Origin of the sequence: Streptomyces sp. NPDC007875, assembly GCF_042868035.1 — a bacterium.
Lineage (GTDB): Bacteria > Actinomycetota > Actinomycetes > Streptomycetales > Streptomycetaceae > Streptomyces > Streptomyces antimycoticus.
Map to the genome: position 1 here is coordinate 159,874 of NZ_JBIADZ010000007.1, position 14,394 is coordinate 174,267.

Sequence of the window (14,394 nt, forward strand, 5' to 3'; positions counted from 1 at the left end):
CGCTGTTGTGTTGCTGTTCGCCGGTCGCGGGCTAGCCGTCGATCTCGACGCGCGCGTCCTTGCGCACCTTGGCCGTGAGGCCGGCGGCGTCCTCAAGGGACATGCCACCACCGAGCACCGCGGCCGCCGGGTCCGCCATGACTGTGACGCCCAGGGTGTCCTTGTCGCCCCAGACGCACGCGGGGGCCTCCATGGATCCCTGATCCGAGGTGAACTTCATGGACTGGCACTTCAGGACATCCCCGTCGAAGCCGTCCGGGGAGAACGTCTGGGGGCTGCCCTTGGCCTGCGCTGTGCCGTTGTCCTGCAGCGTCTTGACGATGACCGCCAGTGCGAGGTCCGCCCCCCGCGCCGGGTCGGTCACATCGCCCCAGACGCCGGTGAACTTCAGCATCTCCTTGCCGGAGGTCTGATAGTCGGCCGCTACCAGATGCGGGTCCTTGACGACCGGCACCTGCTGGAGGTCCTTCCTGCCCGCCGCGGACAGGTCGCTGTCGTCCGTGCCCGAACCCTGGCGCTCGTAGTCCGCGGCCACGGTCTTGGGCGTGGTCAGCTTGTACGGGCCGCCGCTGCCGCCGCCGAACAGCATGAAGGCCCCCGCCCCCAGCGCCCCCACGACCACCACCGCGCCGACCGCGAGACCCACCTTGCGGCCCTTACCGCGGCCACCGGCCGCCGGTCCCTGGGGCGGCGGCGCCTGGGGCCCGCCGTAGTAGCCCGGGCCCTGCTGGGGCACGGGGCCCGGCTGGGGAGGCTGGGGCGGCTGCCCGTAAGGGTTCGCGGGCTGAGGGTGTCCATAGCCGCCGGGCCCGCCGTAGGGGCCCGGCTGACCGTAGCCGCCCTGCGACGGCTGGCCGTAGCCCGGTGTCTGCGCATACGGATTGGGCACCGGCGGCTGGCCGGCGCCGTACGCCCCTGGCTGGCCCCCATAGGGGCCGGGCTGCGGCGGCGGCTGCTGATGGCTCATGTGCCTCTCCTTATGCGCATGACAGTTCCAAACATCCTTCCCGACGCCCCAGGGCGCCTTGGCCCCGGGGCCACAACGGGTTCGTAACGGAAGGCCGCGGCCCTTTAGACTGCGGAGGTGACCGAGAACTCTTCGCAGCGCCCCACGAGCGGGCCGAACAGCCACCCCGAACTGCCGACCCAGTACGCGCCGGCCGATGTAGAGGGGCCGCTGTACGAGCGCTGGGTAGAGCGCGGTTACTTCGAGGCGGACGCGAAGAGCGACAAAGAGCCCTACACCATCGTCATCCCGCCCCCCAATGTGACCGGCTCGCTCCACCTCGGCCATGCCTTCGAGCACACGATCATCGATGCGCTCACCCGGCGCAAGCGAATGCAGGGCTTTGAGACGCTCTGGCAGCCCGGTATGGACCACGCCGGTATCGCCACGCAGAACGTCGTCGAGCGCGAGCTGGCCAAGGAGGGCGTCTCCCGCCACGACCTGGGCCGCGAGGCGTTCGTCGAGCGCGTCTGGCAGTGGAAGCGCGAGTCCGGCGGGCAGATCTCCGGCCAGATGCGGCGCCTGGGCGATGGCGTCGCCTGGAACCGCGAGCGCTTCACCATGGACGAGGGGCTCTCCAAGGCCGTCCAGACGATCTTCAAGCGGCTCTACGAGGACGAGCTGATCTACCGCGCCGAGCGCATCATCAACTGGTGCCCGCGCTGCCTTACGGCCATCTCGGACATCGAGGTGGAGTACGACGACGATGACGGCGAGCTCGTCTCGATCCGGTACGGCGAGGGCGACAGCTCCATCGTCGTGGCGACGACCCGCGCCGAGACGATGCTGGGAGACACCGCGGTCGCCGTCCACCCCGACGACGAGCGCTACCGCCATCTGGTCGGCACCGAGATCGAACTGCCGCTCACCGGCCGCCGGATCCCGATCGTCGCCGACGAGCATGTCGACCCCGAGTTCGGCACCGGCGCGGTCAAGGTCACCCCGGCCCACGACCCGAACGACTTCGAGATCGGGCAGCGGCACGGCCTGCCGAACCTGACCGTCATGGACGAGCACGCGGTCATCACCGCCCATGGCCCCTTCCAGGGCCTGGACCGGCTGGAGGCGCGCAGCGCCGTCGTCGGCGCCCTGCGCGCCGAGGGCCGGATCGTCGCCGAGAAGCGCCCGTACACCCACTCCGTGGGCCACTGCTCGCGCTGTAAGACGACCATCGAGCCGCGGCTGTCCATGCAGTGGTGGGTCAAGGTCGGCCCGCTGGCCAAGGCCGCGGGCGACGCGGTCCGCGACGGCCGGGTGAAGATCCACCCGGAGGACATGTCGAAGCGCTACTTCGACTGGGTCGACAACCTCCACGACTGGTGCATCTCGCGCCAGCTGTGGTGGGGCCACCGGATCCCGGTCTGGTACGGGCCGAACGGCGAGGTCGTCTGCGTCGGACCGGACGAGGAGCCGCCGAGCGGCGAGGGCTGGCACCAGGACAGCGATGTCCTGGACACCTGGTTCTCGTCCGGCCTGTGGCCGTTCTCCACGCTCGGCTGGCCCGAGCAGACCGAGAGCATGAAGAAGTTCTATCCGAACTCGGTCCTGGTCACCGGCTACGACATCCTCTTCTTCTGGGTCGCCCGGATGATGATGTTCGGCCTGTACGCGATGGACGGCACCCCGCCGTTCCACACCATCGCGTTGCACGGCATGGTCCGCGACCAGTTCGGCAAGAAGATGTCCAAGTCCTTTGGTAACGCGGTCAACCCGCTGGACTGGATGGACACTTATGGATCGGATGCGGTCCGCTTCACCCTGGCCCGGGGCGCCAACCCCGGGGTCGACGTCCCGATCGGGGAGGACTGGGTCCAGGCGTCCCGCAACTTCGCCAACAAGATCTGGAACGCGACCCGCTTCGCGCTGATGAACGGCGCGACGGTCGAGGGTGAACTGCCCGCCCCCGAGCGGCTGTCCGCCACCGACCGCTGGATCCTGTCCCGGCTGAATGAGGTCGTCGCCGAGGTCGACGCGTACTACGAGGACTACCAGTTCGCCAAGCTCTCCGACGTCCTCTACCACTTCGCGTGGGACGAGGTCTTCGACTGGTACGTCGAGCTGTCCAAGACCACCTTCGCCAAGGGCGGTGCGGAGGCCGATGCCGCGCGGCGCGTCCTCGGCGAGGTCCTGGACGTCACGCTGCGACTGCTGCACCCGGTGGTCCCGTTCGTCACCGAGAAGCTGTGGACCTCGCTGACCGGCCAGGAGTCCGTCGTCATCGCGGACTGGCCCGGTGACAGCGGCTTCCGGGACGAGGCGGCCGAGCGGGAGATCGAGAACCTCCAGCAGGTGGTCACCGAGGTCCGCCGGTTCCGCGCCGACCAGGGCCTCCAGCCCGGTCAGCGGGTCCCGGCACGGCTGGAGTTGTCCGGCACCTCGCTCGCTGCCCACGAGGACGCGATGCGCTCCCTGCTGCGCCTCCAGCCGGCCGGTGAGGACTTCACGGCCACCGCCTCGCTGCCGGTCGCGGGCGCGACCGTGGCGCTGGACCTCTCCGGTGCGATCGACGTCGAGGCCGAGCGCAAGCGGCTGGCCAAGGACCTCGCCGCGGCCGAGAAGGACAAGGCGCAGACGACCGCGAAGCTGTCCAACGAGGGCTTCCTGGCCAAGGCCCCCGACCATGTCGTGGAGAAGATCCGCACCCGGCAGGCGACCGCCGAGGCCGATATCGCCCGGATCACCGCCCAGTTGGCGGCCCTCCCCAAGGGCTGACCGAGAGCCGGTCGTCACTGATCGCACAAGGCGCCCCCGCCGGAATCCGGCGGGGGCGCCTTGGTGTGTGCGATGTGCCACAGACGCCCGGAGAAGCCTCACAAACGCCTCACAGACGCCGCACAGGAAAGCCCCACCGGGAACCAAACACTGCCTTCCGGGAGTTCTCCGGCAGTACGTCCCGGAAGGAGCTCCACACTCCATGAACAAGCCGCTGCGAAGGGCCTCCATTTTCTCGCTTCTGCTCGTGCTGACCCTGCTCGCCTGGGCCACCTATGTGCAGCTGGCGAGAGGCGACAGTCTCCGGGACAACTCGCACAACAGCCGTGTGGCCATCTCCCAGTACGCCGGCCCGCTGGGCGACATCCTGGCCGGCGGCAAGCCGATCACCGGCTCGGCCTCCACCGACGGCGACCTGAAGTACAAGCGCACCTACACCGACGGCAAGCTCTGGGCCCCGGTCACCGGCTATGCCTCCCAGTCCTACGGCAGCACTCAGCTGGAGGCCCTGGACCGGCAGGTCCTCGACGGCTCCGACAGCCGGCTGAAGAACCCGCTCGAGGCGGTGACGCGGGAGCGGTCCAAGCCCGGCGATGTGATCACCACGATCAATCCGGCCGTGCAGAAGGCCGCCTATGAGGGCCTGGGCAACAAGACCGGCGCGGCCGTGGCGCTCGACCCCACGACCGGCGCCGTCCTGGGCCTGGCCAGCACGCCCTCGTACGACCCCGGCAGCTTCGCGGGCTCCTCCACCAAGGACCAGAAGGCGTGGCTCGCGCTGCAGAAGGACGAGAAGCAGCCGATGCTGAACCGCGCGCTGCGCCAGACGTACCCGCCGGGCTCGACCTTCAAGGTCCTGGTCGCCGCCGCGGCACTGGAGAACGGGCTGTACTCGTCGGTGGACGAGCCGACCAAGAGCCCGGATCCGTACCGGCTGCCGGGCACGATCACCGATATGCACAACGAGAACAGGTCGGCGCCCTGTAAGAACGCGACGATACGCACCGCGCTGGAGTACTCGTGCAACACGGTCTTCGCGAAGATGGCCGTGGACCTGGGCCAGTCCAAGGTGGCGGCGCAGGCCGAGAAGCTGGGCTTCGACGACTCCAAGCTGGACATCCCGGTGCGCGCCGCGAAGAGCCTCTACCCGAGTGGGATGAACGACTCGCAGACGGCCCTGAGCGGGTATGGGCCAGTTCGATGTGACGGCCACTCCGCTGCAGATGGCGATGGTTTCCTCGGCCATCGCGAACGACGGCAAGCTGATGACCCCGTACGAGGTCGACCGCACCACGGACGGCAGCGCCTCCGCCCTGGACCGTAACCAGGGCAAGACCTACGGCGAGGCGATGTCCAAGCACACCGCGTCCGAGCTGCAGTCCGCGATGCGGACGGTCGTGGACCAGGGCACCGGGACCAACGCGAAGATCCCCGGGGTGACGGTGGGCGGCAAGACCGGCACCGCCCAGCACGGTGAGAACAACAGCGCCAATCCCTACGCGTGGTTCATCAGCTACGCGGACGCCGGCAACGGCCACAAGGTCGCGGTCGCGGTGGTGGTCGAGGACAGCGACGCGGCCCGCGCCGACATCTCCGGCGGCGGCCTGGCGGGGCCGATCGCCAAGTCCATGATGAAGGCCGCACTCGCTGATACCGGGTCGTGACCCCCTCGGTGATACCGGGTCGTGACCCCGGGGATGGCGCTGGCCCGGCTTGTCACCCCTGCCTCGTAGACTGGTCGGCGTGAGCGAGGAGCGCCCCCAGAACGAGTCCGACGAGTTCGAAGAGATCGTCGAAGCCGAGACCGACCGCGACCCTGATCTGGCGGTGATCGAGGCCGGTAGCCGGACGCTGCGTGCGCAGTCCGGGCCACCGCAGGGGGACGGCATTCCCTCCCGCCCGGCCGACCCCGAGGTGGACCGCGCCCTGCGCGAGGTGGAGGGCGAGCTGGCCAAGCGCTGGCCGGAGACCAAGCTGGACCCGTCGCTGGTGCGCATCGAGTCGCTGATGGACATCCTCGGCTCGCCGCAGCGGGCCTATCCCTCGATCCACATCACCGGCACGAACGGCAAGACCAGCACCGCCCGTATGGTCGAGTCGCTGCTGGGCGCCTTCGAGCTGCGCACCGGCCGCTACACCAGCCCCCATGTCCAGTCGATCACCGAGCGGATCAGCCTGGACGGGGCGCCGATCTCCGCCGAGCGGTTCATCGAGACGTACCAGGACATCCAGCCGTACATCGAGATGGTCGACGCCCAGCAGGAGCACCGGCTGTCCTTCTTCGAGGTGCTCACCGGGATGGCGTACGCGGCCTTCGCGGACGCGCCCGTGGACATCGCGGTGATCGAGGTCGGCATGGGCGGCTCCTGGGACGCCACCAATGTGGTCGACGCGGGCGTCGCGGTGATCATGCCGATCTCGCTGGACCACACCGACCGGCTCGGCACCACTCCGGAGCAGATCGCCACGGAGAAGGCCGGCATAGTGAAGCAGGACGCCACCGTGGTGCTCGCGCAGCAGCCGGTGGAGGCGGCCTCCGTGGTGCTCAAGCGCGCCGTCGAGGTGGACGCCACGGTCGCCCGTGAGGGCATGGAGTTCGGTGTGCTCTCCCGGGAGGTGGCGGTCGGCGGTCAGCTGCTGACCCTGCGCGGCCTCGGCGGGGAGTACCCCGATGTCTTCCTCCCGCTGCACGGCGCCCACCAGGCGCACAACGCGGCGATGGCGCTGGCCGCCGTCGAGGCGTTCTTCGGCGTCGGCTCCCAGCACGCCCGCACGCTCGACATCGACACGATCCGCTCCGCCTTCGCCTCCGTGACCTCGCCGGGCCGGATGGAGGTCGTGCGCCGCAGCCCCACCGTGGTGCTGGACGCCGCGCACAACCCCGCGGGCGCCCGTGCGGCGGCCGAGGCGGTCACCGAGTCCTTCGACTTCAGCCGGCTGGTCGGCGTGGTCGGGGCGAGCGCCGACAAGGATGTCCGCGGTCTGCTGGAAGCCTTCGAGCCGATCTTCGCCGAGGTCGTGGTGACCCGCAATTCCAGCCATCGCGCGATGGACCCGGACGAGCTGGCCGCGATCGCCGTCGAGGTCTTCGGCTCCGACCGGGTCCAGGTCGAGCCGCGGCTGGACGATGCCCTGGAAGAAGCCATCACCCTGGCGGAGGAAGAGGGCGAATACGCCGGAGCGGGTGTTCTGGTGACCGGGTCGGTGATCACGGTCGGCGAGGCCCGGCTGCTTCTGGGAAGGGGCTGATATGCGAACGCTGTGCGCTTCCACCCTCATCGGTGAGTTCTTTGTGATCGGCTTCGCCGGGCTGGTCGCGATGAAGACGTCCGGGCTGTCGATGGGCACGGTCTGGACGGTCAGCGGGATCGCCATGGCGCTGTGTGTGCTGCTGTGCGGGATGCTGAGCCGTCCGGGCGCGGTGCAGATCGGCTGGGCCCTGCAGGTCGGCCTGGTGCTGAGCGGCTTCGTGGTGACCACCATGTTCGTCCTCGGGGTGGTCTTCGCCGCGCTGTGGTGGGCCTCGGTTCACTTCGGCCGTAAGGTCGACGAGGCGAAGGCGCGGTTCGCCGCGGCCTCGGCCGCCTCACCTGACACTGCGTGACGTGGGCCTCGTTCACCCATGTAGCCTCTGCCTCACAGCGCCACCCGCACGCCATTTCCCAAAGGAGCCCGCACCGTGAGCCAGCGCACGCTCGTCCTTCTCAAGCCCGACGCCGTCCGACGCGGTCTGGTGGGCGAGATTCTGGGGCGGATCGAGAAGAAGGCGGGCTGGACGATCAGCGCCCTCGAGCTGCGTCAGCTGGACCGTGAGGTCCTGGAGCAGCACTACGCCGAGCATGTCGGCAAGCCCTTCTACGAGCCCCTGATGGAGTTCATGGCCTCCGCTCCGGCCGTGGCGCTGGTCGTCGAGGGCGAGCGGGTCATCGAGGGCGTCCGGGCGCTGGCCGGACCGACCGACCCGATTGCCGCGGCGCCCGGGTCCATCCGTGGCGATTTCGGCACCATCGTTCGGGAAAATCTGATCCATGCCTCGGACTCGGAGGAGTCCGCCGAACGGGAAATCAAGATTTTCTTTCCCGGGCTCGCCTGATCCCGATCCGAGCGGTACTGATCGGCCATCAGTTTGATCATCAGCTTGCCACACCCCTGCTGACCTGGGGGCGGCCGAATCACCCGGCCGCCCTTCGGCATATGCGAGCCGATCGGGGGAACGCATCTCCGCGACACGACGTCACCATTAGAGGAGGCGGGGTCGTGTTCTGCTGACAATGGCGGAGGACCCCCGCAGCGTGTTCGAGCGGGCGTGACTACGATGAAGCTTCCGCGCCTCGCAGCGCACACCCATCCTGCCGACCTCTAGCAAGCAATCGCTCCAGCAGGGAAGGCCTGACGTATCCTCATGGGGAACAACATGTCGTTCATCGGCCGTGACATGGCTGTCGACCTCGGGACCGCCAACACGCTGGTGTACGTCAGGGGCCGCGGGATCGTCCTCAACGAGCCATCCGTCGTCGCCATCAACACCAACACCGGCGGAATTCTCGCCGTGGGCGCCGAGGCGAAGAAGATGATCGGCCGCACCCCTGGCAACATCGTCGCTGTGCGTCCGCTCAAGGACGGCGTTATCGCCGACTTCGAGATCACCGAGCGGATGTTGCGGTACTTCATCCTGAAAATTCATAAGCGCCGCTATCTCGCCCGGCCCCGTGTGGTCGTCTGTGTGCCGTCCGGTATCACCGGAGTCGAGCGCCGTGCCGTCATCGAGGCGTCCACCCAGGCGGGCGCCCGTCAGGTGCACATCATCGAGGAGCCCATGGCCGCGGCCATCGGTTCCGGCCTTCCCGTCCACGAGGCCACCGGCAACATGGTCGTGGACATCGGCGGCGGCACGACCGAGGTCGCCGTCATCTCGCTGGGCGGCATCGTCACCGCGCAGTCCATCCGGGTGGCGGGGGATGAGCTGGACAACGCGATCATCCAGCACATCAAGAAGGAATACAGCCTGCTGCTCGGTGAGCGCACCGCCGAGAACATCAAGATCACCATCGGTTCCGCGGCCGAGAGCGACGAGGAAGAACACACCGAGATCCGCGGCCGTGACCTGGTCAGTGGCCTCCCCAAGACCGTCGTGATCTCGGCCGCCGAGGTCCGCAAGGCCATGGAGGAGCCGGTCAACTCGATCGTCGACGCCGTCAAGACCACCCTCGACAAGTGCCCCCCGGAGCTCTCCGGCGACGTCATGGACCGCGGCATCGTGCTCACCGGCGGCGGTGCGCTGCTGCGCGGCCTGGATGAGCGGCTGCGCCAGGAGACCGGGATGCCGATCCATATCGCCGAGGATCCGCTGGACTCCGTCGCGCTCGGGTCCGGCAAGTGCGTGGAGGAGTTCGAGGCGCTCCAGCAGGTGCTGGACGCCCAGCCCCGCAGATGACAATCCGGCGAACCGGCCGTGCGGGTGGTTGGCCGCCCGTGCGGCGGAACGCTGATATACAGGCATAAGGCTCCCCAGGACCGGCCGGTCACCACATCACCGGCACCGGCACCGGTCCGACTTCGACGAGGAAGGCACGTCGCCGCACGTGAGGGACACACGAGAGAGCCGGCTGCTCCTGGTGCTGCTGGTCGCCATCGCGTTCGCGCTGATCACGGTGGATATCCGCGGCGGCGAGGACTCACCCCTCGATGGCGCCCGTCAGGCCGCCGCTTCTGTTTTCGGGCCCGTGGAGGACGGCGTCGCGTCCGCCGTTGACCCGGTCGGCAACGCCGTCGCGGCCGTACGGGAATCCGGTGACCGGCACGACCGGGTCCGCCGTCTGGAGGAAGAGAACACCAAACTCAAGCAAAAGCTCGGCAACGACTCCCGCAACCGCGCCCGCTCCGCCGAGCTCGACAAGCTGCTCAAGACCGCGGGCGCCGGCCAATACGGCATCAAGGGCGCCCAGGTCATCGGCATCGGCGCCGCCCAGGGCTTCTCCTGGACCGTCACCCTCGACATCGGCAGCAACGACGGCATCCGCCGCGACATGACCGTCATCAACGGCGACGGCCTGGTCGGCCGGGTCACCACCGTCGGCTCCTCGACGGCGACCGTGCTGCTCGCCATCGACCCGGACTTCACCGTCGGCACCCGTATGGAGGGGTCGGGCGAGCTCGGCTTCGCCACCGGGCGCGGCGACCGCTCGCTCCATGTGCAGCTCCTCAACGGCAAGGCCCGGATCAAGCAGGGCGACCGGATGGTCACCTTCGGCTCCCAGGCGGACAAGCCCTTCGTCCCCGGAGTCCCGGTCGGCAAGGTCGTGCGCGTCGACCCCACCGGAGGGGATCTCACCCGCACGCTTCAAGTGCGCCCGTACGTGCGGTTCAGCAAGCTGGACATCGTCGGGGTCGTCGTCCAGCCGCCGCGCGGCAACCCGCGGGACACCGTGCTGCCGCCCAAGCCCGCGAAGCCCAAGCCGACGCCCACGGTCACCGTCACGGCCAACCCCTCCGCCACCGCCACGAGCCCGGCCGCCAACAGGAGCTGACCGATGCTGCACCTCAACCGGATCGTCCTGTCGACCTGCCTGGTGGTCTTCGCCCTCGTCGTCCAGATCTGTGTGCTGGCCCGGCTCCAACTGCCCGGCGCCGTCCCGGACCTGCTGCTGCTCGTCGTGCTCGGCCTCGCGCTCGTCTACGGCCACACCGGCGGTGCGCTCATCGGCTTCGCCGCGGGCCTGCTCGCCGACCTCGCCCCGCCCGCCGACCACGCCGCCGGCCGCTATGCCCTGGTGCTCTGCGTCATCGGCTATCTGGCGGGCCTCGCCAAGCCGGAGTCCGGCCAGCTCAGGTCGGCCACCGGGCCGATGCTGGTGGTCGTGGCGGCGGCCATCGGCGCCACGCTGCTGTACGCCGGGGTCGGCATCCTCGTCGGCGATGACGCGGCCCGTCAGGTGGGCCTGGGCAAGCTGCTGTTCACCGCGGCCCTCTACGACCTGCTGCTGGCACCCTTCACGGTGCCGCTGATCATGGGGCTGGCCAGACGGAGTGAGAACGATCCGATGGCCGACAGCGCGGGCGGCGGCGGTGAGAGCCCGTCCCGCTGGATCAGCACGGCGGGCGGCGTCAGCACCGGCCGGGTCGGCCGGATGAGCCGGCTCAGGCGTCCGGGCCGGGCGGCCCGGATCGGCAGCCAGCGCGGCGGGCTGCTGGCCCGCACCGGGAAGAACAGGACGGCACGCATCAAGGGGGTCAAGCGCCTGTGAGCACCGCCCTCCCGTCGCCCGTCGCCCTCCCCCCTGTCGCCCCTTCGTCGCCCACCACCGCCCTCAGGGGATGCCATGAGTAATCTCCCCGAGACCGGACGGACCCCCCGGGTCACCATCCGGCTCGTCGGCCTCCAGATCCTGGTCTTCTCGCTGCTGCTGACCCTCGGCGGGCGCCTGTGGTACCTGCAGATCCGCAACGGCGACGAGTACACCGCCGAAGCCGCCAACAACCACGTCCAGCAGGTCGTCCACCCCGCCGTGCGCGGCTCCATACTGGACGCCCGCGGTGTGCCGCTCGCCGACAACGAGACCCGTCTGGTCGTCTCCGCCAGCCGCACCGAGCTGATGAAGATGCCGGACGACGGCAAGGCCGCCCTCACCCGCCTGGCCGACGTCCTGGGCATGAAGCCCAAGGACGTCATGGACAAGGTCCGGCTGTGCGACGCCAAGACCCCGCAGCCCTGCTGGAACGGTTCCCCCTACCAGCCCATCCCGATCACGGACGAGGCCAGCGCCAAGCAGGCGCTGCAGATCCGCGAGCGCGAAGAGGACTTCCCCGGCATCAGCGCCGAGCCCACCGCCGTGCGCCGCTACGCCGCTCCGGCCGGCTCCAACGCCGCCCAGGTGCTCGGCTATCTCTCCCCGGTCACCGATGAGCAGGTGAAGGAGGCCGAGCACACCAAGTCGCCGCTGCTCCGCTCGGACCAGGTCGGCAGCAACGGCCTCGAGCGCCAGTACGACAGCGAGCTGCGCGGCAAGGCCGGGGTGACCCGCTATGAGGTCGACAACCTCGGCCGTGTCATCGGTCAGCGGGAGAGCCAGCAGGCCCGCCCCGGCGACAACGTCGTCACCAGCATCGACTCGCGCGTCCAATCGGTCGCGGAGAAGGAGCTGGAGCAGGCGATGCGGGACGCCCGCAAGCAGCACGACCGGAACACCGGCACCAACTACAAGGCGGACTCCGGTGCGGTCGTGGTCATGGAGGCCAAGACCGGCCGGGTGGTGGCCATGGCGTCCAACCCGACGTACGACCCCAACGCCTGGGTCGGCGGCATCTCCGGCAAGGACTACAAGCAGCTCACCGGCAAGAAGTCCAACTACCCGCTGCTCAACCGGGCGATCCAGGGCCAGGCGGCCCCGGGCTCGATCTTCAAGGTCGTCCCGACGACCGCCGCGATCAACGCCGGGTACTCCTTCAACGGGCCGTATCCCTGCACCAGCTCGTTCAACATCGGCAGCCAGGTCTTCAAGAACTTCGAGTCCGAGAACTACGGCGGGATCAGCCTCGGCCGCGCGCTGGAGGTCTCCTGCGACACCGTCTTCTACCACCTGGCCTACGAGCAGTGGAAGAAGGACGGCGGCAACAAGCCCAAGAAGAAGCCGGGGGACTGGTTCTACCGGACCGCCCACCAGTTCGGCCTCGGCAAGGAGACCGGCATCGACCTCCCCAACGAGGTCACCGGCCGGGTCCCGGACCGCCAGTGGAAGAAGGACTACTGGAAGGCCAACAAGGACGCCTGGTGCAAGACCGGTAAGAAGGACGGGAACTACGGCCAGCGGATCGCCTACGAGAACTGCCTCGAGGGCATGAAGATGCGCGCCGGTGACTCCGTGAACTACTCCATCGGCCAGGGCGACACCCTTGTCACCCCGATCCAGATGGCCACCATCTACTCGGCCATCAGCAACGGCGGAACGCTCTACAACCCGACCGTCGGCAAGGCGATCGTCAGCCCCGACGGCAAGGACGTCCAGGAGATCAAGCCGGAGTCGCACGGCAAGCTGCCGATGAAGGGCCAGACCCGCGACAAGATCGACAGCGCGCTCGCGGGCGTCGCCACCCGGGGCACCGCCGCCTGGCGGTTCCAGGGCTGGCCGCAGGACAAGATCCCGATGCACGCCAAGACCGGTACCGCGGAGGTCTACGGCAAGCAGACCACCTCGTGGTTCGCGACGTACACCAAGGACTACTCGATCGTCATGACGATCTCCCAGGGCGGTACCGGCTCCGGGGCCTCGGGCCCGGCGGTGCGCAAGATCTACAACGCGCTGTACGGGGTCGACGCCAAGGGCGGCATCGACAAGAAGAAGGCGCTGCTGCCCCAGCCGCAGGCCAACCTGCCGAAGATCTCCTCGGACGGCTCCATCGAGCCCCAGCCCCTGGGCAAGCAGTTCGAGGCGGCTTCGAGGGAGCGGCGGCGGGGAGCGGATTCATGAGCGCGTCCACGCACGGCTACTCCGTCCGCCGCTTCACCCCTGAGCGCGGCGCCTGGAGCAAGCTCATGGCGCGCGACTCCGTCGTGCGCCGCCTCGACTGGGTGCTGCTGCTCACCGCGCTGGCCCTGTCCGCGATCGGCGGGGCGCTCGTCTACTCCGCCACCCGCAACCGCACCGAGCTCAACCAGGGCGACCCGTACTACTTCCTGGTCCGGCACGCCCTCAACACCGGCATCGGGCTGCTGCTCGCCATCGGCACCGTCTGGCTGGGCCATCGCACCCTGCGCGGCGCGGTCCCGGTCCTCTACGGCCTGTCCGTCGTCCTCGTCCTCGCCGTGCTCACCCCGCTGGGCTCGACGATCAACGGGGCGCACGCATGGATCGTGGTCGGCGGCGGATTCTCCCTGCAGCCGGGCGAGTTCGCCAAGATCACGATCATCCTGGGCATGGCGATGCTGCTGGCCGCGCGCGTGGACGCGGGTGACCGGCTCAACCCCGACCACCGCACCGTGGTCCAGTCGCTCGGCCTGGCCGCACTGCCCATCGCGATCGTGCTGCTGATGCCGGACCTCGGCTCGGTGATGGTCATGGCGGTGATCGTGCTCGCCGTGCTGCTCGCCTCCGGCGCGTCCAACCGCTGGGTCGCCGGGCTGATCCTCACGGCCGTGGTCGGCGCGCTGCTCATCTGGCAGCTGCACGTCCTCGACCAGTACCAGATCGACCGCTTCGCCGCCTTCGCCAATCCCGCGCTCGACCCGGCCGGGGTCGGCTACAACACCAACCAGGCGCGGATCGCGATCGGCTCGGGCGGTCTCACCGGTAAGGGGCTCTTCCACGGCACCCAGACCACCGGTCAGTTCGTCCCCGAGCAGCAGACCGACTTCGTCTTCACGGTCGCGGGGGAGGAGCTCGGCTTCCTCGGCGCGGGCCTGATCATCGTGCTGCTGGGGATCGTGCTGTGGCGCGCCTGCCGGATCGCGCGCGACACCACGGAGCTGTACGGGACCGTGGTCGCGGCCGGGATCATCGCCTGGTTCGCCTTCCAGTCGTTCGAGAACATCGGGATGACGCTGGGCATCATGCCGGTGGCCGGTCTGCCGCTGCCGTTCGTCTCCTACGGCGGAACCTCGATGTTCGCCGTATGGATCGCGATCGGGCTGCTGCAGTCCATCCGAGTGCAGAGGCCCGTCTCCGCTTAGGGCTGATTGGCCC

Annotated in this window: 10 protein-coding genes and 1 pseudogene; 10 read left to right on the plus strand and 1 reads right to left on the minus strand. The window is 69.1% G+C overall.

Features of this window, described 5'->3' with window-relative positions; translation table 11 throughout:
- Window positions 1–31: 31 nt before the first annotated feature.
- Window positions 32–967, minus strand: a complete 936-nt coding sequence (locus tag ACFYOY_RS16855; RefSeq protein ID WP_351882435.1) for a hypothetical protein — start codon at window positions 965–967, stop codon at window positions 32–34.
- A 117-nt stretch (window positions 968–1,084) separates the two neighbouring features.
- Here ACFYOY_RS16855 and ACFYOY_RS16860 point away from each other — a divergent pair, with 117 nt between their 5' ends.
- The 10 genes and pseudogenes from ACFYOY_RS16860 (at window position 1,085) to rodA (ending at window position 14,381) form a co-directional block, all read left to right on the plus strand.
- Complete coding sequence (locus ACFYOY_RS16860; protein ID WP_351882437.1) at window positions 1,085–3,718, plus strand: valine--tRNA ligase; 2,634 nt, start codon at window positions 1,085–1,087, stop codon at window positions 3,716–3,718.
- Window positions 3,719–3,920: 202 nt separating this feature from the next.
- Window positions 3,921–5,382: pseudogene (locus ACFYOY_RS16865) on the plus strand (peptidoglycan D,D-transpeptidase FtsI family protein).
- Window positions 5,383–5,461: 79 nt separating this feature from the next.
- On the plus strand, window positions 5,462–6,967 hold the full coding sequence (locus tag ACFYOY_RS16870) for a folylpolyglutamate synthase/dihydrofolate synthase family protein (RefSeq protein WP_351882441.1): 1,506 nt from the start codon (window positions 5,462–5,464) through the stop codon (window positions 6,965–6,967).
- A gap of 1 nt (window position 6,968) precedes the next feature.
- A complete protein-coding gene (locus tag ACFYOY_RS16875) occupies window positions 6,969–7,322 on the plus strand; it encodes a DUF4233 domain-containing protein (protein WP_351882443.1) in 354 nt (117 codons plus the stop codon).
- A gap of 75 nt (window positions 7,323–7,397) precedes the next feature.
- Window positions 7,398–7,811 (plus strand): nucleoside-diphosphate kinase, encoded by a 414-nt coding sequence (gene ndk, locus ACFYOY_RS16880; RefSeq protein WP_078641414.1) that lies wholly within the window; start codon window positions 7,398–7,400, stop codon window positions 7,809–7,811.
- Window positions 7,812–8,132: 321 nt separating this feature from the next.
- A complete protein-coding gene (locus tag ACFYOY_RS16885) occupies window positions 8,133–9,152 on the plus strand; it encodes a rod shape-determining protein (RefSeq protein ID WP_014060693.1) in 1,020 nt (339 codons plus the stop codon).
- A gap of 148 nt (window positions 9,153–9,300) precedes the next feature.
- Entirely contained in the window at window positions 9,301–10,245 is a 945-nt protein-coding gene (gene mreC, locus ACFYOY_RS16890) for a rod shape-determining protein MreC (protein ID WP_093461772.1), read from the plus strand.
- 6 nt (window positions 10,246–10,251) lie between these two features.
- Complete coding sequence (gene mreD, locus ACFYOY_RS16895; RefSeq protein WP_351883068.1) at window positions 10,252–10,962, plus strand: rod shape-determining protein MreD; 711 nt, start codon at window positions 10,252–10,254, stop codon at window positions 10,960–10,962.
- 75 nt (window positions 10,963–11,037) lie between these two features.
- Window positions 11,038–13,182, plus strand: a complete 2,145-nt coding sequence (gene mrdA, locus ACFYOY_RS16900; protein ID WP_388587738.1) for a penicillin-binding protein 2 — start codon at window positions 11,038–11,040, stop codon at window positions 13,180–13,182.
- The gene (gene rodA / locus ACFYOY_RS16905) at window positions 13,179–14,381 is read left to right on the plus strand and encodes a rod shape-determining protein RodA (protein WP_351882447.1); all 1,203 of its coding nucleotides are present in this window, start codon (window positions 13,179–13,181) and stop codon (window positions 14,379–14,381) included. The genes mrdA and rodA overlap by 4 nt, the downstream gene beginning before the upstream one ends.
- Window positions 14,382–14,394 lie beyond the last annotated feature (13 nt).